Genomic DNA, 846 nt, shown 5'->3' with positions numbered 1-846 from the left:
TGGCATTGTCCAGGCAGCGGTTCAGGGTTCGAAACTCGTCTATCAGAAACGGAGCGTCGCGCTCGAATGCGAGATCTGTGATTGCCTGGCATAGGTCGCCGTAATCGTGAACGACCTGATCAACCGAAAAGCCGAGGTTCAACAGCTCCCGCCCGTGCTGCGCCGCTGTCTCGCCGATTTCGGATAAAGATGCCCCGCCACCCGAAGGACCAGAAATCTTGCGACTGTTCATGGGCGCCGATGTCTGTTCCATACGAAGTGTCCTGATGAGCTGATCCAGGAACATTGGCACGCCATTTTGAAGTTGCTGCGCAGTTGCCTCGCGCGCAGGCCTTTGCGCTACCTTCGCTCGACACCGTTCTATCAAGGCATCGCGATTGTTCGCCAGAAAAACGTGCATCATGATGCGGCCCCTGGACGCCTACTCCGGCATTTTCGCAGATCACCCGCCGGCGCTGCCGGGCGCCGCAGACTTACAGACTCATTAGAGTAGTAACTACCTGTACATTTTACGCGCTATGCGGGTCCAGGTACTTCTTTTAGGCGTTCGCGACAAAGCGATCGTACGCGGCACGCAGCTAACCTGTTTTCAGCTCGTCTTTACAAGCCGCGTGGATATTCCAGACGTTCGGCGAACGATAGTCCATTCGCCAGCCGTCCGTGAACAGTTTAGCAAGCGAGGCTGAGTCAGCGAAGTTGGGGCGCTCGGCAAAATCCAGTGCGACTTTCTCCGACAAAGGACTAAGGTACGCGCCCTCCAGCCAGTCGGCCTCTGCTCCATTACCGTTAAACCAGATATTCAGCAGCTCCACACGACGATCGGTTCGCAGCCAACTGCCCGTACGC

At 56.6% G+C, this 846-nt stretch carries 2 pseudogenes; both read right to left on the bottom strand.

Annotated features, from left to right (window positions below):
• Nucleotides 1-403, bottom strand: a pseudogene (locus tag P0D80_RS50660) (sensor histidine kinase); the annotation flags it as partial.
• A 175-nt stretch (nucleotides 404-578) separates the two neighbouring features.
• Nucleotides 579-846, bottom strand: a pseudogene (locus P0D80_RS50655) (hypothetical protein); the annotation flags it as partial.

It is taken from the genome of Paraburkholderia sp. RL17-373-BIF-A, assembly GCF_046030175.1.
Classification (GTDB): Bacteria; Pseudomonadota; Gammaproteobacteria; order Burkholderiales; family Burkholderiaceae; genus Paraburkholderia.
The sequence above is the reverse complement of the archived record's forward strand: the minus strand, read 5'-3'. Positions and strand labels throughout refer to the sequence as shown.